The sequence below is a fragment of the Clostridium sp. 'White wine YQ' genome, from assembly GCF_028728205.1.
In the GTDB taxonomy this organism is placed as follows: Bacteria; Bacillota; Clostridia; order Clostridiales; family Clostridiaceae; genus Clostridium_T.
This window is the reverse complement of record NZ_JAQYUU010000001.1, coordinates 1,571,982-1,593,420: the sequence shown is the minus strand read 5'-3', so window position 1 is coordinate 1,593,420 and position 21,439 is coordinate 1,571,982. Positions and strand designations below refer to the sequence as shown.

The window sequence follows — 21,439 nt, the reverse complement described above, 5'->3', positions numbered from 1 at the left end:
GAACTATTTTCCATTCTTTTCATAATGTAGTTTTAAAAATTTATGGCTTGAATATTTTATATAAAAGAAGTATTTTTTGGAGGTAGTTTGTATTGAATGGCTCAATTATTTGATAGTAGTTTTCCATGGGAAAAAGCTGCATACACCATAATAGAATATCAGGGCGATATAGAAACACCTGTGAAAAATATGAGTAATGTAAGAATTTTTATTGTAGACGATACTAGGGCAATACTTGCGGTAATTGGAGATTTAGATGACGTTATTAATAAACTATACGATCTGATAGTGTATGTAAATCCTAATGGATTGTATACTTTATGCGATATCTCTCCAATTGAAGCATCTCAAGTTGATTTATTTCATAACAATCCCTTTTTACAGTTAGACGGGAAAGGGGTAATTGTCGGGATAATTGATACAGGAATAGATTATTTAAATGAAGAATTTATAAATGATGACAATACAACAAGGATTATTTCAATATTCGACCAAACAATTTTTGAAGGTAAATATGTAGAGGGTCAACCAATTGGAAGCGAATTTACTAGAGATGATATAAATAGAGCAATTGAAGAAAAAATACGTGGAAGAGATCCTTATAAAGTAATGCCGTCAAAGGATGAAGTTGGGCATGGAACTGCAATGGCAGGAATAGTTGGAGCTAGAGGAAAAAATAAAGAATTAAAAGGCGCAGCACCGGGTTGTAGCTTTGCGATAGTAAAACTTATTCCAGCTGAGAAAAAGTTAGTAGAAGAGTTTGGGGTATATGGAAAATCTCAAGTATATTCAACTGTAGCATTATTTTTAGGTTTAAAATATTTATATACATTAGCTGGTAAATTAGAAACCCCTATCGTAATTTTATTACCATTAGGAGGTAATGCCGGCCCAAGAAATGGACAATCGTTTATTGAAAGATACGTGAGTGAAATTTCAAGAGTAAAAGGGGTAACTGTTGTTGTACCAATGGGAAACCAAGGGGATGGAGATACGCACACCTCAGGCATTATTAAAAAAGTTGGAGATACAGCAGACGTAGAATTAAAAATAGATCCGAATCAAAAAAATATGAGATTCGAAATATGGATTAGCAGACCCGATAAATTAACACTTTCGATTATTTCACCTACTGGAGAAAAGGTAGAAAGAGTAATGCCGCAAAGTAATAAAATCACAGAGCTTAAATTCTTATATGAAAACACTATATTAAATGTAGGACATTATATTCCAGAACAAGTTACCGGAGAGGAAAGAATTATAATTAATGCACATAATATAAAGGAAGGTATTTGGATTTTTAGACTTACAGGAGAAGTAATAATAACTGGTAGATATGATGTTTATTTAATGCAAAGAGAATTAATTGCTCCAGATACAAAGTTTTTAAAAAGTGATCCATACTTAACGTTAATGACTCCTGCAGCTGCGAGAGGAGCTATTTCAGTTGCCTCTTATAATCAAAACAATAATACTATTGTTAAAGAATCAAGCAGAGGATATACAAGAGACGGAAGGATAAAACCTGATATTGCAGCAGGCGGAGTAAATGTATTAACTACTGCAGTAGGGGGAGGAACTCAAATAGTTAGTGGAACTAGCGTTTCATCAGCAGTTACAGCTGGTTGTATAGCGTTAATACTAGAGTGGGGAGAAGTTCTTGGATATGATAAAGCATTGTATTCAGCAAAGGTAAGAACTTATCTAATAAGGGGAGCCGCTAAAACGAAAGGAGAAGCATTTCCAAATGCTGAATGGGGTTATGGAATGTTAAATATTAAGGGTGTATTCGATACATTAAGAAGCCTAGATGAAGATTCAGAAGATGGATATTATATTGGGAGCTTATTTATTAGGTTACCTAAAATTAACTAATAAGAAATAAAAATAAGATAGTTTTTATACTGGTGATTATTATTAGAAAGTAAAAGGAGATTCGCTAGGGATGTCAAAGCAAGTAAATGAAGGGACTATTCAGACAGTTAAAAACTTGCATATGAATAGAAAAGATGATGAAGTTGAATACAGTTATATCGAATATGATGGTGATATTGAAAGTTCCATAAGCAAAATCAAAGGAGCTAAAGTAGCAATAATAGATAAAAATAGAGCAATTATAATAGGAATAGGAAGAGATGTGGACGAAATTATTAAAGAGCTGGGTGAACAAGTGATTTATGTTAGTCCAGGTGGAATACATACCTTGTGTGACATTACTCCAATAGATGCATCAGGAGTAGGGGTCCTATATAGTAAAGAAGATTTAAACCTTGATGGTGCAGATGTAATTGTAGGAATCTTAGATACAGGAATAGATTATATAAATAAAGAGTTTATCAATGATGATGGAACAAGTAGGGTAGTGGCAATTTTTGACCAAACAAATAGTAGTGGAAAATTAATTGAAAATCAACCTATAGGGAGTGAATTTTCAAGAGAGGATATAAATAGGGCTATTTTAGCAGAAAGAGAAGGGAAAAATCCTTATGAAATAGTTCCATCAAAGGATGAAATAGGTCATGGTACTAATATGGCAGGGATCATTGGAGCTAAAGGAGTTAATCTCCAATTAAAGGGTGTAGCACCAAGATGTGAGTTTGCTATAGTGAAATTAGCAACTATTGATGAGAGAACAAAAGATAAATTTTGTATATATGGAAATGAACCTGCATTTTCTTTTTCATCTATAATACTAGGGATGAATTACCTTTTTAAAATGAAATTTAAAACGGGAAAGCCAATGGTTGTTTTCTTACCTTTTGGAACAAATATGTCAGGTCATATTGGTATCTCTACATCAGAAAGATATATAGAAGAGATATCTAAAGTAAGGGGGATGACTGTTGTAATTCCTACAGGAAATCAAGGTTCAGGAGATACTCATACAAGTGGAGAAATTCTCAAACAGGGAGATACAAGTACTATAGAGCTTTATGTCGATGAGAAACAAAAAAATCTTAGATTTGAAATATGGATAAGTAAACCAGATAAATATGGATTATCAATCCTCTCTCCATCTGGGGAAATAATTGAGAGAATCTCTCCCAAAATAAATGAAACTAGTGAAATTAATTTTATATTTGAGAAAACAAAAATGTATGTTAAATTTTCTATACCAGAAGAGATAAGTGGAGATGAAAAAATAGTAATAGTAGCTAGAAATATAAAGCGAGGTATTTGGAGCTTTAAGTTATTAGGGGATATAGTTTCTACAGGAAAGTTTAATGCGTGGCTATCTCAAAAAGAATTGTTGGCACCAGAAACAAGGTTTTTAAGACCGGATCCTTATATAACTCTAACTACTCCTTCCACTGCAAAAGATGCCATATCAGTGGGTTTTTATGGCCAAAGTTTTAATACATTAGAAGAAAGTTCAGGTAGAGGTTATACAGTAGATGATAGTATAAAGCCTGATATAGTGGCTGGGGGAATAAATGCATTAACCACATCAAATGATGGTGGAGTGAAAATGATTTCTGGCTCAAGTGTAGCAGGTGCAGTGGTTGCTGGTTGTGTAGCATTAATACTTGAGTGGGGTATCATTAAAGGAAATGAAAAAGGCTTATATTCAACCATGGTTAAAAGTTACTTAATTAGTGGGACTATGAAGCGAGCAGGAGATGTATATCCTAATCCATTATGGGGATATGGAGCCATTGATATGAAACAAGTTTTTAGCAATATAAGAGGACTTCAAGAAAAAAAAAGAGAGAGTACATCAAATACAAAGCCTAATTATTTTTTAGAAGAGAATAACCGTAATTATATTATTGAATATAAGGGTGATATACGTAGTGTTGAGAAAAGATATCCTAATACGGCAGTATATATAATTGATGACAATAGAGCAATTATTTCAACTCCTTTTAATATCTCTATTGATGTAGTGAAAAATACTCCAGAGATTGTAGCTTTTGATTCAGGATCAATATACGAATTAAGTGATATTTCACCTATAGACGCATCAGAAGCTCCTTTATTTCATGAAAATGAATATTTGCCATTAGATGGTTCAGGTGTCTTGGTAGGCATTATAGATACAGGTATAGATTATCTTAATGAAGAGTTTATTAATGATGATGGGAAAACAAAAATACAGTCAATTTGGGATTTAAGTATTGAAGGTGACATAGAGGCAACAGGTTTGATTCAAGGAACTGTATATTCTAAAGAAGTAATCGATAGGGCAATACAAGCTAAGAAGAATGGACAGGATCCTTATTCCATTGTACCATCAAAGGATGAAATAGGGCATGGTACAAAAATGGCTGGGATAATTTCTGCTAGAGGAGTAAATCCAGCTATTCAAGGGGTTGCACCAAATTCTGAACTCGTAATTGTAAAATTAAAACCTGCATCTAGTGCAGTAAGAGAATATTATGGAGTTTATGGAAATGCAGTGTGTTACAGAAGCACTACTTTTTTATTGGCTATCAGGTATTTATACCAATTTGCCTCAAAATCAAACAAACCAATAGTTATTTATTCTCCACTAGGAAGTAATAACGGAGCTCATAATGGAGAATCTCCATTAGAAAGGTATATTGATGAAGTTTCAAATTATAATGGTATAGCAGTAGTAGTGCCTACAGGAAACCAGGGTAATAGTAATACACATACTTCAGGATATTTAAAGAAAAAAGGAGATGTTGGAATAATTGAGTTAATAGTAGGGGAAAAACAAAAAGATATTAGGATAGAAATTTGGATATCAAGCCCAGATAAAGTCTCGCTTATAATAACATCTCCAACTGGAGAAATAACTTCTAAAATACCTCCAAAAAATAATGAAATAACAGATATAGCTTTTTTGTATGAAGAAACAAAAATGAGAGTGGAATATTTAATTCCAGAAGATATAACTGGGGAAGAGAAGATAACTATAATAGGCAGAGAAATGAAAGCAGGAATATGGCAATTTAAATTAGTAGGAGAATTAATAGTTGTTGGAAGATATGATGCATGGATACTTCAAAAGGCTTATCTTGCTCCTAATACTAGATTTATTAAGCCAAGCCCCGATACTACTTTAACAATACCTTCAACATCTGATTTGGCCATAAGCGTAGGTTATTATAATCAAAACAACAATTCAGTAGTAGTTGATTCAGGTAGAGGTTATACAAGAAATAATATGATTAAACCAGATATTGTAGCTGGGGGAATTAGGCAACTAGCAACGACTGTTAGTGGAAGAGCAGAATATGTTTCAGGCTCCAGTGTTGCAGCAGCAGTAGTAGCAGCATGTGCTGCATTAATATTTCAGTGGGGAATTGTAGACGGGAATGACACATCAATGTATGCATCTAAGGTAAAAACTTATTTAATTAGTGGAACAAAAAAAAGACCTGGCGATACTTATCCAAACTCCAATTGGGGATATGGAATGTTAAATCTAAACGGAACCTTTGAAAATGTAAGAGGAATAAAAAATGATTTAAAAAGAGAAATGACATCCAAGAAAACTAAAAAGATAAACTATTTTTTAGAGCCTAATAATAGAGGGATATTAATAGAATATAAGGGTGATATAGTTAATGCCATGAGTAAATACCCTAATACAGCTGTGTATATAATTGATGAAAAGCGTGCAGCAATTACAATTCCTATAAACCAAATAGATATAATTTTAAAAGAAACAAAAGAAATAGTATATGCAGATTCCTTGGCTGCCTTTACCTTATCAGAAATATCTCCAAAAGATTCTGCTAACACAAGTGTATTCAATAACAATATATATTTTAATTTAGATGGAAAAGGAGTAATTGTTGGAATAGTTGATACTGGAATTGATTATTTAAATGAGGAATTTATAAATGAGGACGGAACTTCTAAAATATTAGCAATATGGGATCAAAATATAAATGCTGATGAGCCCTCTGATTTAATTTTAGGGGTAGAATATACCCGAGAAGATATAAATAAAGCGATTCAGGCAAAAAAAAATGGACAAGATCCATATTTAATTGTACCTTCAAAGGATGATATAGGGCATGGAACTAATATGGCAGGAATTATTTCTGCAAGAGGTATTAATCCAGAGCTTAGAGGAGTGGCTCCGGAAAGTGAGTTATTAATGGTGAAATTAAAACCTATAGCTGATGAAGGAAAAAGTATTTATGGTATATATGGTAATGTTCCAGCATTTAGAAGTATTGCATTGTTTACAGCTGTACGATATTTATATAATTACTCAAAGAAATATGATAAGCCAATAGTAATTTTTGTGCCTTTAGGGACTAATAATGGAGCACATGATGGGAATTCTTATATTGAAAGATATATACAAGAAATATCGAATTATAATGGTGTTGTAGTTGTGTTTCCAGCAGGAAATCAAGGAAATAGTTCTACGCATGTATCAGGGAAGATTAAAAATACAGGAGAAACTTCAACTTTTGAATTAAAAATAGATAAAAGGCAAAAAGATATTAGATTTGAGATATGGGTAGTTAGGCCAGATAAAGTTTCTTTAAGTATAACTTCACCTACTGGAGAAGAAATTAAAAGGATAGTACCTAAAATTAAAGAAAGGATTACGATTAATTTTATTTATGAGAGAACCGAAATGATAATTGAATATATAATTCCAGAAGAGATAACTGGAAATGAGAAGATAATAGTATATGCAAAGAATATAGTTGAAGGGATATGGCAATTTACCTTAATGGGGGACTTGGTTACAGTAGGCATATATGATGCTTGGTTACTCCAAAAAGAGTTAAATGCCCCTGAAACGGCTTTTCTGGCTCCCAATTTTAATACCACACTAACAGTTCCAGGAACTGCAACCAAAAGTATCACTGTTGCATATTATAATCAAAATAATAATAGTATTGTTCCAGACTCAGGTAAGGGATATACAAGAAAAAATACAATTAAACCTGATATCGCCGCTGGAGGAATCAATCAGACTACAACAGGGGTTGGTGGGACTACACAGGTAGTTTCAGGCTCAAGTGTTGCAGCTGCAATCACTGCAGGATGTTGCGCATTATTATTTCAATGGGGTATTGTGAATAAAAATGATCCAACTATGTATGCAATAAAAGTAAAAACCTATTTAATAAGAGGGGCAAGTAAAAGAGAGGAAGATACATATCCTAATCCAAATTGGGGATATGGAATGCTTGATTTAAAGGGTATATTTGATAATGTCAGATTATTAGAAATGAGAAATAATAAAAAAAGAGATAGTGAGTTCTATATAGGAAATCTATTCATTAGGATACCCGAGAATATATATAAAAGATAAGATATAAGAAATATGATATATACTTAGGTAATTAAGCAAAATAAATGTATTTAAGGAAAGTATAATTGAATATTTTATAATAATACTGTGATTATAAGAGGTGTTTAATATAGAACGTAGAGAGAAGGTAGTTAAGCCAGAAGAAGTTGATCAAAGTTTTCCTTGGAAGGATGCTTACTTTATTGTAGTTGAATATCAAGGAGATATAGCAAATAGTATTAAAAGCATTCCCAATGCTAGAGTAATTATAATAGATGATAGAAGAGCAGTGCTGGCATCAACTGGAGATATTTATGATGTTATAAATAAACTCTCAAAGATAATTGTGAGTGTAAGTTTAAATGCATTATTCACTCTATGTGATATTTCTCCTTTGACTGCATCCCAAGCAGATTTGTTCCATACTAGTCCTTATCTTAAGTTAGATGGAACAGGGGTAATAATAGGAATTATAGATACTGGTATAGACTACTTAAATGAAGAATTTATGAATGAAGATGGTACAACAAGAATAGTAGGAATTTTTGACGAAAATCTAAGGGTAGAGTATACCAGTGACGAAATAAATGAAGCGGTCAATGCAAAAAAACAAGGAAAAGACCCTTACGCGATAGTTCCAAGTAAAGACCTTATAGGTCATGGGACAAGTATTGCAGGAGTTGCGGCAGCAAGAGGTGTAAATCCAGCTGTAGTAGGCGTAGCTCCAAGAGCAATGATAGCTGTTGTAAACATGGCACAAGCAAATATAAAGCTGAGAGAAGAGCAAGGAGTGTATGGGAATGCTCCCGTATATTCAAGTGTATCAATATTTTTAGGAATACAGTATCTTAATCGATTATCACTTTTCCTTAATGTACCAATGATAATGCTTATACCTCTAGGATCAAATATAGGACCAAGAAATGGATTAACAACCACAGAGAGATATTTAGATGAAGTATCTACAAGAAAAGGTGTTACATGTGTAATACCAACTGGAAACCAAGGAATTGGTGATAATCATACCTCTGGAATAATAGGAAGTACGGGAGAAAGTTCTAATATTGAACTTAAAATTGATCCAAATCAGAAAGATATAAGATTCGAGATTTGGTGCTCTAAGCCTGACAAGATATCACTTTCAATTGTTTCTCCTTCTGGAGAAGTTATTGATAGAATTCCACCTGCATCAAATAAAGTAACTAATATATCCTTTTTATATGAAGGAACAAAAATGTCAATTTTGTACTTGCTACCTGAAACTCAAACTGGAGATGAGAGAATTCTTATCACTGCAAGAGATATAAAAGAAGGAATTTGGATATTTAAGCTTACAGGGGACTTAGTTGTGGTAGGCAGATATGATTCTTATTTGAATTCAAAAGAATTACTGGCACCTGAAACAAAATTCTTAAAACCAGATCCATTTATAACCTTAACCTCTCCATCAACTTCAAGAGCAGCAATTTCAGTTGCATATTATGATCAAAATGACAATTCCAATGTAGCGGAATCGGGAAAAGGGTACACAAGGGATAATAGAATAAAACCAGAAATAGCAGCTGGAGGCATCAATGCATTAGCAACTACTATAGGAGGAGGTACTAGAATAATTAGTGGTTCAAGTGTGGCAGCAGCTGTTGTTGCAGGATGTGCTGCACTTATAAATCAATGGGGAGAAGTTGAAGGAAATGACCCTTCTATGTATTCTACGAAAGTTAAAACTTATTTAATTAGAGGAGCTAGCAAAAGAGAGGGTGACACATACCCTAATCAGGACTGGGGATATGGAACTGTTGATATGAAAGGTGTTTTTGATAATATTAGGCATTTAGTTTATGAAGACAGAGGAGCAATAAATGAAGATAATGAATTCATAGAATTTTATAAAGGAAATTTATTTATTCGCATACCAAATAGTAGTATTCAAAACTAAAGATTTAGAATAATTATAGGTATATAGAGATTATTCGGGGTGTTGTATTATAGATAGTAGTAAGCTTGATACTAAAATTAACTTATTGAATAAATTACCAAACCAACTAATTTATAAAATTGCATCATTAGCAGAGAATGAGAAGATAAACAAAGGGAATATAGAGGTAGTAGTCTTGTTTGGAAACAATATGAAGGAATTTTCCGACTCTGTAAATAAGATTGGTGCTACCTTAGAAGATTTGGGATATGGATTTGGTATTGTAACTATTAAAGCCTCAGATATTCGTAGAGTATCTGAACTTCAAGGTGCACAATACATTGAATTACCGAAGGTATTATTTACTTCTGATTTTAATAGTAACAAGGCTTCGTGTGTTATAGATGCTTGGAATCAATATGGACTTTCAGGTCAAGGAGTTCTAGTAGGATTTATTGATACAGGCATTGATTATACTCATCCAGCATTTAATGATGAAGCTGGAAACACTCGAATTGAGTTTATATATGATTTAGGAGAAGATAGAAAAGTCTATACAAAGGCACAAATAGATGAAGCATTAAAAGCTTCAGATCCCTTATCTATTGTTAATGTGACTGATCCTCTTGAACATGGAACACATGTAGCAGGAATAGCATGTGCAGGAGGAAAGCTACCAAGACAAAATTGGGGAGTTGCATACAAGAGTTCAATTGCAATGGTAAAAACTACGAGGGGAGGGAACTTAAACTACGCACTAAGCACTCAGATAATGAGGGGTATAAAGTTCTTAATTGATAAATCAAATGAATTAAATAGGCCTCTAGTAATAAATATAAGCTTAAGTAGTAATGATGGAGCACATAATGGAACAAGTCTATTAGAACAGTATATAGAAACAATATGCAGGCTTGAACGTGTTGCTATGGTTATAGCAGCTGGTAATGAAGGTGATGCTGCTCACCATGTGGGAGGAGAATTAAGTGAAGTAAATAATATCACATTAAGTGTTTCAGCATTGGAGCCAGCATTAACTTTGCAGTTGTATAAACCTTTATTAACTGAATTATCAATAGAAATAGCTAATCCATTAGGACAGAGAACTGGTCAGATTACACTAAATGAGGGATATAAGGAATTAACTATAGGTGCGGATAGGTGTATTATTTATAATACAGGACCCAAGCCATTCGACATAAATGGGGAAATAACAATAAGCTTTTTACCTGGTGCAGAAGCATTGCCAGGTGGAGATTGGACAATAATTTTAAGAGTGTTAAACAATAGTTTAGGGCTTTTTGATATGTGGCTTCCGATAACTGAGGCTATTAATACTAGCACCAAATTTTTAAATCCAGATGTCTACAATACCTTAGGAATTCCAGCTACAGTACAAAGTGCAATATCGGTTGGCAGTTATAATTATTTAACTAATGCATTTTCGTCCTTTTCTGGTCGAGGGAAAAGATTTAGAATTTCTTTTGATAAACCAGATATAGTAGCTCCTGGAGAAGGAATAAGATCTACAGTGCCTGGTGGGAACTTTGATATTAAATCTGGTACATCTATGGCATCTCCCAATGTAGCAGGAATATGTGCACTTCTTTTGGAATGGGGTATAGTACAAGGAAAAGATCCATTTTTATACGGTGATAGAATAAAGTATTATCTTTCAAAAGGGGCGAAAAGGGAGCGTACTGAAATTTCTTACCCTGATCCAAGCTGGGGGTATGGAACTGATTGTCTTTATAATTCATTAGAGCTTTTAAAATCAGCTAATGTAAGAAATATTAATATAAATGATAAAAATGAATTGATTGATGAAATTCGTCAAAACATAAATGTAAATACACCTCAGAACATAGTACAAGTACCGCCTCAGAACCAAGCTCCTAAGGTGCAGCAAAACATACCTCAAGCACAAGTGCCTCAAATAGGACAAGGTGCACCTCAGAATCAAGTTCCTAAGGTGCAACAAAACATACCGCAAGTTCAAATGCCACAAGTCGGGCAACAACTTCCACCAAAAACTCAAATACCTAATGCACAACAAAATGTGCAGCAAAATATTTCTCCCAAACAAGTACAGAATACTCTACCACAAGTGAATTTAAACTTAAGTGATTTTGATTTGAATTATGTTCAATATACTGGCGATATAGCGGGTGCAATCAGTAAAATACCGGATGCAAGAGTTGCTGTAATTGATAGTTTTAGAGCTATATTAGTTTCATTTGGGAGAAGTGTTAATGATATAATGGATGAATTGGGCGAAATAATAGTTTATAGAAGTCCAGGGGGAATGTTTACCTTAAATGAAATTTCTCCAAGTGAAGCAGCTGGTGTAGGAAGATTTAGTAGTAATGAGTTTTTATCTCTTAATGGTCAAGGGGTTATTGTAGGTATTATTGATACAGGAATTGATTATTTAAATCAAGAGTTTATGAACGAGGATGGAAGCACAAGAATAATTTCTATTTTCGATCAATCAAATAGTAGTGGCAGAAAGGTAGAAAATCAACCTGTAGGAAGTGAATTTACAAGAGAACAAATAAATAGAGCTATTAATGAGAAGAGAGCAGGCAGGGATCCATATGCTATAGTTCCAACAAGAGATGAAGTTGGACATGGCACCAATATGGCTGGTATTATAGGGGCAAGAGGGATTAGTACTCAAATTGATGTTATAGCACCAAAATGTGATTTTGCTATTGTTAAACTTATTAATATTAGCGAAAGGATAAGAAGAAGATTTTGTGTTTATGGAAGTGAGCCAACATATCATACTGCCTCAATAATTCTAGCAATGAATTATTTGGTTAGATTAAGTTCTAGTTTAGAAAGACCAATTGTAATATATATTCCATTAGGATCCAATATGACTGGACATAATGGTCTTGCTCCTGTTGAAAGATATATTGATGAAGTCTCAAGAATAAGAGGAGTAATAGTAGTAGCCTCCACAGGGAATGAAGGTGAAGGAGATACTCATACCTATGGATTAATAGCCAATAAAGGTGATACCAGTAGTATCGAACTTAATATAGATCCTAAGCAAAAAGATATAAGGTTTGATATATGGATACCAAAGCCAGACATATATTCATTATCAATTATTTCCCCTTCAGGTGAAATAGTCGATAGAATACCTCCTAAACTTAATGAATCAACACAAATAAATTTTATATATGAACAAACTAAAATGTTTGTACAATATTTTATTCCTGAGGTCATAAGCGGAGATCAACTAATAACAATAGTAGCTAGAAATATAAGAGAAGGTATTTGGATTTTTAGACTTACCGGGGAAAAGGTATCTATAGGAAAATATGATTCTTGGTTACCACAAAGAAAAATTATAGCCCCAGAAACAAGATTTATTAGGCCAAATCCATATATGACATTAACAAGCCCATCCACTTCTAGAGAAGTAATTTCTGTAGCATTTTATAACCAAAATTTTGATTCTATTGAAGAAAAATCTGGAAGAGGTTATCCCACAAATGCTGAAATAAAGCCTGATCTAGCTGCCGGAGGAATAAATGCCATTACTACAGCAGTAGGCGGGGGCATAGAAACAGTAAGCGGAGCAAGTGTAGCTGGAGCTGTGGTCGCAGGATGTGTAGCGTTATTGCTTCAGTGGGGAATTCTTAAAGGGAATGATCCTGAAATGTATTCAACTAAAATTAGAACTTATTTAACAAGAGGCACTTCAAAAAGAGAAGGGGATACATATCCTAATCAAGAATGGGGATATGGAACTATTAACATGAAGAATGTCTTTGATAATATAAGGGGATTGGAGGATTTAGGCACAAGGGAAAGTAATGTGCCACAAAAAATCAATTATCTTACACTACCTGGAAATAGAAATTTTATAATTGAATATCAAGGAAATATAGTTAACTCATTAAAGAAATACCCCAATACAGGTATATATTTAATTGATGATAAAAGAGCAATTATTTCAGTTCCTGCAGGAAAAATAGAAGAAATTACTAGAGGAATACCAGAAATAATATACGTTGATACTGGAGGTATGTATACACTTAGTGACGTTTCTCCAGCAGAAGCATCACAAGCTACCTTTTTCTATAATAATATTTATTTACCTCTGGATGGTTCAGGAGTAATAGCAGGTATTATTGACACGGGGATAGATTATTTAAATTCAGAATTTATTAATGAAGATGGCACTTCGAAAATATTAGCAATATGGGATCAAACAATTGAAAGTAATGCTCAATCATCTAATGTTGCACTTGGAACAGAATATAAAAATGAAGATATAAATAAAGCAATACAAACTAGAAATAGTGGTGGAGATCCATATTCTGTTGTTCCATCCAAAGATATAATTGGACATGGTACAAGTATGGCTGGTATTATTTCTGCAAGAGGAGTAGATCCGAATTTAAGAGGAATAGCACCAAATAGCAATCTGCTAGTTGTAAAATTACGTGAAGCTACAAAGGCAGTAAGAGATGATTTTGGTGTTTATGGAAATGTTGTAGGTTTTAGGAGTACAACCATTTTTTTAGCATTAAGATATATGTATGAATATTCATACAAGATAAATAAACCAATTGTAATTTTTCTTCCTTTAGGTAGCAATAATGGAGCACACAATGGTCAATCAACTATAGAAAGATATATTGATGATATTTCTAGTTTTAGTGGAATAACAGTGGTTGTTCCAACCGGGAATCAAGGAAATAGCAATACACACACTTCTGGAATAATAAAAAAGACTGGTGATGTTGGAATTATTGAATTAAGGGTAGGAATAAGCCAAAAAGATATCAACCTTGAAATATGGATTTCTAAACCCGACAAGGTAGCTATTTCAATAACATCTCCTTCGGGTGAAGTCATAAGAAGAATACCTCCAAAGCTAAATGAAGTTCTACAGGTTAATTTTGTGTTTGAAGAAACAAAAATGAATATAGAGTATCTTATACCAGAAGAAGTAACAGGCGAGGAAAAGATAATTATTACAGCAAATAATATGAAAGAAGGAATCTGGCGTTTTAGGTTAATTGGAGATTTGATCTTAGTAGGAAAATATGATGCATGGATATTGCCCAAGGAATTCCTTGCACCTGATACAAGATTCCTTAGTCCGGATCCAAATATAACATTAACAATTCCATCTACTGCATCATCAGCCATTGGTGTAGCATTCTATAATCAAAATAATAACTCTATTGTGGTTGATTCAGGAAGAGGGTTTACTAGAAGTGGTGAAATTCAACCTTGTATTGCTGCTGGGGGTATAAATCAAATAACTACAGCAGTTGGTGGTGGCAGTAAGGTTGTATCTGGTTCAAGTGTAGCAGGAGCAGTTGTTGCAGGTTGCTGTGCACTATTATTTGAGTGGGGAATAGTTCATGGAAATGATCCAACAATGTATTCTTCTAAAGTAAAAACTTATTTAGTTAGAGGAACAAATAAAAGAGAAGGAGATATTTACCCTAATCCTGAATGGGGATATGGTATAGTCAATTTAAAAGGAGTTTTTGATAATATTAGAGGAATATTTGAAACAAGAAATAGAGAGGCACCTCCTCCTAAAAAGATTAATTATTTTATACAAGAAGGTAATGAAAATAGGATAGCTGAATATAAAGGTGATATAGTATCGGCAATTTCTAAGTATCCAGGGACAGGGGTGTTTGTTCTAGACTTTAAACGTGCGGTTATATCCATGCCATATAATAAATCTGAAGAAATAATTAGGAATATTCCTGAAATAATATATGCTGATGTAGGATCAATTTATACTTTGTGTGATATATCTGCAATTGATGCTTCAACAGCACCTAGCTTTCATAATAGTCCATATCTTCAACTTGATGGTTCTGGTGTAATTGTAGGAATAATCAGTAGTGGAATAGATTATTTAAATGAGGAATTTATAAATGAGGATGGCACATCTAGAATTTTAAATTTGTGGGATCAGACTATACAAAGCGATGTACCAAATCCAAATCTTATAGCTGGTACTGAATATACAGGTGAGGAAATTAATAAAGCTATTCAAGCAAAGAAAAATGGACAGGATCCCTATGCAATAGTTCCATCAAAGGATATTATAGGGCATGGCACAAATATGGCTGGAATAATAGCAGCAAAAGGAGTAAATCCAGAGCTTGTTGGGGTGGCACCAGCAAGCAGTTTAGCTATTGTAAAATTGAATCCAATTACTAAAGCAGGAAGAGAAGAATTTGGAGTCTATGGAGATGTTGTTGCATATAGAACATCTGCTCTTTTCCCAGCTATTAGGTATTTATACCAACTATCTAGTAGACTTAAAAAACCAATAGTAATATATGCACCATTATGTACAAACATAGGAGCACATAATGGAGAATCTATTACAGAGAGATATATAGATGAAATATCTAGATATAACGGGGTAGTAGTTGTTACACCTACAGGAAATCAGGGAAATAGCAGCACTCATACATCTGGTATTATACAAAATACTGGAGATACATCTTTAATTGAGTTAAGAGTAGGAACTAATCAAAAGAGCATTCGTTTTGAGATATGGATATCAAGACCAGATAAGGTTTCACTCTCTATAACATCTCCAACTGGAGAAGTCATTCAAAGAATTGTGCCTAAGATTAAAGAAAAGACAGAAATTAGTTTTATATATGAAAGAACAAAGATGACAGTAGAATATTCTATACCAGAAGAGATTACAGGAGATGAGAGAATTACTATTTTTGCAACAAACTTGAAAGAAGGTATATGGCAATTTAAACTTATTGGAGATTTAATAGTGGTTGGGAAATATAATTCATGGCTTTTGCAAAGAGAATTACTTGCACCGGAAACTAATTTTTTGAATCCAAAGGTTAATGTAACCCTAACAAGTCCAGCAACCTCTGAAGAGATTATTTCAGTAGGATATTATAATCAAAATAATAGAAGTATAGTAGCGGACTCTGGTAAAGGGTATACTACTACAAATATTATTAAACCAGAAATTGTAGCAGGAGGAATTAATCAAATCACGACAGCCGTTGGGGGAGGAACAAAGTCAATATCAGGTTCCTGTGTTGCAGGGGCAATTATTGCAGGCTGTTCAGCCCTTATTCTTCAATGGGGAATAATTGAAAAAAATGACCCATCTATGTATGCATCTAAAGTTAAGACATATCTAATTAGGGGAACAGATAAACGTCCAGGAGATGTATATCCTAATCCTAATTGGGGATATGGAATGGTAAACCTAAGAAAAAGTTTTGATAATATTAGAGCATTAGAAAATATGGCTGCAATTCCTGTAGTAGCACCAGTGAATATGCAAGAGAAAAAAACATTTAGTAAAGAGATTGAATATAATATAGGAAATCTGTTTATAAGAATACCAAAAATATTTTAGTAAAAAAGAAGTCTTTTATGATAAAGACTTCTTTTTTAAAACTATTTTAGCTTATCTTTATATCTGTTTAAGTTAATTTTATATTCTTTAACTAGACAGAAAGTTGCGTATGAAATTGCTGATATCATCCCAATAGCTAGAGAAAGTACTAATAATGGCATTTTTTTCACCTACCTTTAGTTTGTAACAAAAATGTATAAATAAAAAAATACTAAAAAATTAGTTTTTTAGTATTGAAGTATCATGTGATTAGTATTTTTATAAATTTTGATAATTAATATTATATTAAAGAATTCTAATTGTGTTACAGGAAACAAATAAGATTAAACTAGCACTATTATAAATAACTTATTATACATATATAATCTTTCGACTATATACAAATAAATCACTACTCATAATAATGTTTCATTCTACCATATAAGATATTTACACAACCCTATATAACCTCACGGCTATATAACATCATTTCAACACCATATATGATATTCGCTAAACCCTATATGATAAGTTGGAATATTATTATAATAAGAAGTTTTAGTTTCCGACTATAATAACACTTTTCCTAACCATGTAGAATTCACGCAATTATAAATAATAATTTATAATTACACTAAACTTAAATAATTAATATATACTTAAGTCTTGGCTTAATCTTATTTGCTCCGTGATATTATGTTATCCCAAATAAAAATAAATATTCTGGAAAGTTAATACATATCGGAAGATAAAAATTGGTACTTTTAATAAAATATCATATATAAATCAATATAAATAAGTAATTATGGAAGAAATATGTAGAAAATGCAAAATATAAGTAGTTTTATGTTGTAAGATAAAAACTTATGTGGTAAAATTTATCTCGTAAAATAATAATTCTTACAAATAAATTTGTTTTATTCATACAATAAAGTAAGGAAGTAACAATAATATTTAGATATAGGATGGCAAGTTATGAATTTATCAACTGAAATTTTAAAAGGTTATTTTATTTTTTTGCATTTTTTAGTAGTAGTTATGTTTCTAATGCTCATAGTTGCAATTATGAGAGATAAAAAATCTGGAGTTAAAGTAGAGAATACTAAGAAAGAATTAAAAGAAACCAAAGAAGAATTAAAAAAACAATACGATGAACTAGTTGAAAAAGATGAGAAAATAAAATATTTAGTTAATCATGATAGGTTAACGAAACTTTGTAATAAATCTTATTTAATAAAAAGGTTATGTGGAATAGTGGATTCTGAAAATAAAACCAAGAAATTTGCATTGCTTTTTTTAGATATCGGAGATTTCAAAAATACTAATGATATTTTAGGGCATCATTATGGAGATCAATTACTTATTTTAATAGCACAGAAATTACGTAAAATAAAAGATGATAAATGTAGTGTTTATAGATGGGGTGGAGATGAATTTATAGTTCTTTTTGATAATTATAAAGAAAAAACTGAGGTAATAGCTCTAGCTGAATCAGTAATAAACAATATAAATGATGAATTTAAAATTGGAGGGAAGAAAGTATACGTATCTCTAAATATAGGAATAGCCATATACCCATATGATGGAACAGATATTAATAATATTATTAAAAATTCAGAAGTTGCTTTGTACGAGGCTAAAAAGCTAGGAAAAAATAAATATCGTTTTTATGATAAAATGCTTTTCGAAAAAATATATCGAAAGGATATTTTAGAAAAATATTTAAGAAACTCAATTAAAAATAATGAATTATCAATAAAGTATCAACCACAATATAATGTTGAATCCAGAAAGATAATTGGTTATGAAGCTTTGCTTAGATGGAATAGTAAAGAACTAGGTGAAATTTCTCCAGTAGAATTTATTAGTGTAGCAGAGGATTCGGGGTTAATAATATCATTGGGGGAATGGATTTTAAGAGAGGCTTGCAGACAAAATAGTAAGTGGATAGAAAAAGGAATTAAAAACATTATTGCAATAAATATATCACCTATACAGTTTGAACAAAGGGATTTTGTTGAAATTGTTAGGAATGTATTAGAAGAAAATAATTTGGAACCAGAACAATTAGAATTAGAAATTACTGAAACAGCATTAATTAAGTCATTAGATAGAAGCATAAAAACCCTAGAAAAACTAAAAAAGTTAGGTGTGAAGGTTTCATTAGATGATTTTGGGACAGGCTATTCGTCTTTAAATTACTTAAAAAACCTTCCGATAGATAACTTGAAAATTGACAAAAGCTTTATAAATGATATTGCTATATCTGATAATAGCAAACATATACTAACTGGAATTATTCAATTAGCCCATATGCTTAACTTAAAAGTTATAGCAGAGGGTATAGAAACAGATGAACAATATGAAATTTTGAAAAAAATTAATTGTGATATAGCCCAGGGTTTTCTTTTAAGTAAGCCAATATCGAAAAATGAAATTGAAAAATTATTAACGATAGATTAGTTCATAAATAAAACATCAACTATATATAGTTGGTGTTTTTATTTATACAAATATTGTATAATATTCATATAGATGGATTTAAGTAGATGTTGTATAGGGTTTTAAGTTCAACTAATAACTTATTAGGAGGAGTAATTATGAAGAAGGTAGCATTATTCCTAGGTGCAGGAGCTGAATGCTCATATGGTCTGCCATCAGGTGGAAAGTTTGCATTGGATATTTTTAGAATGAACACTTCAAAAGATAAAGATAGCTTAAAGAATCAACTAAAAAATGTAGATAAACAATCACCCTATTCAAGTTGGCTTCCTGATGATTTTGAGAACAAAAAGTTAACTGCTTTTACTAAAGGTCAATATGATTCAATAGTTAAAGGAAGCTTAGAAAATAAAAGAGGGCTTATAATAAATTACTTAAGACATTTTGATGAAAATGTTAATGCAATAGTGGATGGGCTATATAAAGAAGGATTAGATATTGATAAGATTTTTGAAGAAGTACTTGGTGCTGAGATAGGTAAGTTTAACTATGGTCAAGAAATAAAGTTAAATCATATGTTGGGTGAAGATATGAATGAAATCTTTAGAACTAATTATTTTTCGGCCTTTTTAAGACTTATACAAATTGATAACGTTAGCAAGGAATTTAATAAAAATATAAAAAATATAACAAGGACAATTTTAGAATTATTAATAGGTTCATTAGGAGAAGAACTTATACATAGGCTAAATGATGGAGTTTTTGAAAAAAGCCCTGATACAATTGATTTGTTTGATGATTTAGGGGCAGTATTCTCGTTAGATTATAGCAATACTGGAATGAGAGGATTAGAATTATTAATAGAAAATGAAGAAAAGAATATATTTGAAATAACAAATAACGAAGAGATTATATTACAGTTTGGAATGTTAATTTTAGAAGATATTTTTTCTAGAGCATTAGATTATCAAACATTAATCGATAGTAATTGGAGATATATATATAATCCTAAAACAGATTGGGGAAAGTTTAGTAAGATCATAATATTTTTGTATACTGTTAGAAGATATATAAATTTTCAAGTTGATAAAAATAGAGAGAAAATTACTCAAGGAAATGGATATTATCATGATATCATAAAGCTCCAGGATGATTATGAAATAGCAGCAGTTGGAACTACAAATTATAATTCTTTCATTGAAGATATAATAGAAAAAGAGGTTTTTTATCTTAATGGCTCAGTAAAGGATTATTATGACCCATATCTTAATAAGATAGTTACTGAGAGAGAAAATGAAAAGAAAAAACACATAATTGTACCATTTCTTTTTACACAAAGTGGAATTAAACCATTAACTTCTGTTAAGATGTCAGCTCGATATGTAAATTTATTTAATAGATTTATGGAGGCAGATATTATTTGTATAATTGGATTTGGCTTTAATTCAGACGATGGCCATATTAATGGCATGTTTAGAGAATTAATAGAGGATTATAATAAAACAATAGTAATCTTGCATTACACTGAAGAGCACAGTAACAGTATAAGAAGTATAAAGAAAGAATATCAAAAAAAATTAAGACTAGATTCTTTAAAAGGCATAAATATTATTCTTGTTGATAGAAATAGAAATAATATAATAAGAAATACTGTTTGGTACAAATCATTAGAAAATGAAGAAGCGATTGATTTGGAGTAATTCTATCATTAAGAAACAACTTGCATCATATTGACTATTTGTAAGAACTTATAATTGATACATTATGACAAAATCAAATTATTTGGGGGTTAAATTAAGTGAGAATTGGTATGATAGGCTTTGGTGAAATTGGGCAAGAAATTGGAAGATATATTTGTGAAAATAAAGAATTAGAGCTTGTATCCGTGATGTGTAGTAAAAATAGTGAAAAAATAGGAGTAGTAGTTGATAGTATTAATAATTTAGAAAGAAATATTAAAAATACAAAGCTAGATGTAATTATTGATTTTTCAGATTCAAGAGCAATAATTAGAAATGCAGAATTGATTTCAAGAATGAAAGTTAATTTAGTTATTGGAACAACAGGCTTCAATGAACTTGAAATTGAAAAGCTAGTTAAGTTTAGCAAAATCTATAATAATGGAATTGTATATGCACCTAATATAACAATAGGTGTAAATGATATGATCGAGATATCACATAAATCAATAACCAGGAATGAATTTGTAGAAGGTGTAATAAAAGCAACTAAATTCATAAATGGAAAGATAGGCTTTTATGAAATGAAGGATGTTATAAACTTAGAAAAAGTTATAAATAATTACATTGAAGATAACTATATAAGTGCGGTAAACTAAGTGATTGAAAGAACTAAGTTAATTATAAAATTATATTTAGTTCTTTTTTGTTACAAGTCATTATTAATAAAAATTTCATACAAAAGGAGGATTTTGTAAATATTAGTTGAAATTATAAAATAAGATATGAAAATA

The 21,439-nt window shown here is 31.5% G+C and carries 7 protein-coding genes; all 7 read left to right on the top strand.

The genetic code is table 11. The features are described 5' to 3' along the window. Positions 1-96 precede the first annotated feature (96 nt). The 7 genes from PTZ02_RS07960 to PTZ02_RS07930 all read left to right on the top strand — a co-directional run bounded on the left by PTZ02_RS07960 (position 97) and on the right by PTZ02_RS07930 (position 21,304). On the top strand, positions 97-1,875 hold the full coding sequence (locus PTZ02_RS07960) for a S8 family peptidase (RefSeq protein ID WP_274227255.1): 1,779 nt from the start codon (positions 97-99) through the stop codon (positions 1,873-1,875). 70 nt (positions 1,876-1,945) lie between these two features. Continuing rightward, entirely contained in the window at positions 1,946-7,255 is a 5,310-nt protein-coding gene (locus PTZ02_RS07955) for a S8 family peptidase (protein WP_274227254.1), read from the top strand. A gap of 100 nt (positions 7,256-7,355) precedes the next feature. Continuing rightward, positions 7,356-9,170: a S8 family peptidase gene (locus PTZ02_RS07950; protein ID WP_274227253.1), complete on the top strand. Its 1,815-nt coding sequence runs from the start codon at positions 7,356-7,358 to the stop codon at positions 9,168-9,170. Positions 9,171-9,216: 46 nt separating this feature from the next. Next, entirely contained in the window at positions 9,217-16,545 is a 7,329-nt protein-coding gene (locus tag PTZ02_RS07945) for a S8 family serine peptidase (RefSeq protein ID WP_337992993.1), read from the top strand. Positions 16,546-17,499: 954 nt separating this feature from the next. Further along, positions 17,500-18,987, top strand: a complete 1,488-nt coding sequence (locus PTZ02_RS07940; protein ID WP_274227252.1) for a putative bifunctional diguanylate cyclase/phosphodiesterase — start codon at positions 17,500-17,502, stop codon at positions 18,985-18,987. A 137-nt stretch (positions 18,988-19,124) separates the two neighbouring features. Continuing rightward, on the top strand, positions 19,125-20,666 hold the full coding sequence (locus PTZ02_RS07935) for a hypothetical protein (RefSeq protein ID WP_274227251.1): 1,542 nt from the start codon (positions 19,125-19,127) through the stop codon (positions 20,664-20,666). A 98-nt stretch (positions 20,667-20,764) separates the two neighbouring features. Then, on the top strand, positions 20,765-21,304 hold the full coding sequence (locus PTZ02_RS07930) for a dihydrodipicolinate reductase C-terminal domain-containing protein (protein ID WP_274227250.1): 540 nt from the start codon (positions 20,765-20,767) through the stop codon (positions 21,302-21,304). Positions 21,305-21,439: the final 135 nt, after the last annotated feature.

What these genes read in the sequence shown, in the direction of transcription:
- PTZ02_RS07960 (WP_274227255.1), top strand. Translation starts at nt 97, where the DNA reads ATGGCTCAATTATTTGATAGTAGTTTTCCATGGGAAAAAGCTGCATAC.
- PTZ02_RS07955 (WP_274227254.1), top strand. Translation starts at nt 1,946, where the DNA reads ATGTCAAAGCAAGTAAATGAAGGGACTATTCAGACAGTTAAAAACTTG.
- PTZ02_RS07940 (WP_274227252.1), top strand. Translation starts at nt 17,500, where the DNA reads ATGAATTTATCAACTGAAATTTTAAAAGGTTATTTTATTTTTTTGCAT.
- PTZ02_RS07935 (WP_274227251.1), top strand. Translation starts at nt 19,125, where the DNA reads ATGAAGAAGGTAGCATTATTCCTAGGTGCAGGAGCTGAATGCTCATAT.